Source organism: Micromonospora sp. ATLC16 (assembly GCF_057196645.1).
In genome coordinates, this window is record NZ_JBXUOW010000187.1 from 1 (window position 1) to 446 (window position 446).

Consider the following 446-nt stretch of genomic DNA (forward strand, 5'->3'; position numbering starts at 1 on the left):
GCCCTGCTGCACGCCGCGGTGGTGACCGCTGGCCTGACCGCGGCGGTGCTGCCGCTGGCCTCCGCCGGATACCGCCCGGCGGCCGCTGCGGCCGGGCTCGCCGGCACCACCGCGCTGCTCGGCGGTGGCCTGTTCAGCCTGCACCGGCCGCGGCCGTCGATCCGAGGACGCCTGCGCGGCCTACTCGACCAGGCCGCGCCCGGTGTCTGCCTGATACTCACCGCCTGGCTGTTGCTGCCGTACGCCGGTGTGCCGGCCCCACTGCGGCTGACGGTCGCGGTCCTCCTGGGCCTGCTCGCCGTCGACGCGTTGACCGCGCTGACCGGGTCCGGTCGCGGCAGCGGCTCCGCCCGTTGTCGCGCTGGCGCCGGGTTGACCCTGCTCGCCCTGGTGCTGCTGGCCGCGCTGCCGGCCGGTCCCGCCGCCGGGCGGGCGGCGCTGCTGGC

The 446-nt window shown here is 78.5% G+C and carries 1 pseudogene; it reads left to right on the top strand.

The window, feature by feature from the left end:
* Positions 1-446, top strand: a pseudogene (locus AC2CHE_RS26990) (GGDEF domain-containing protein); the annotation flags it as partial.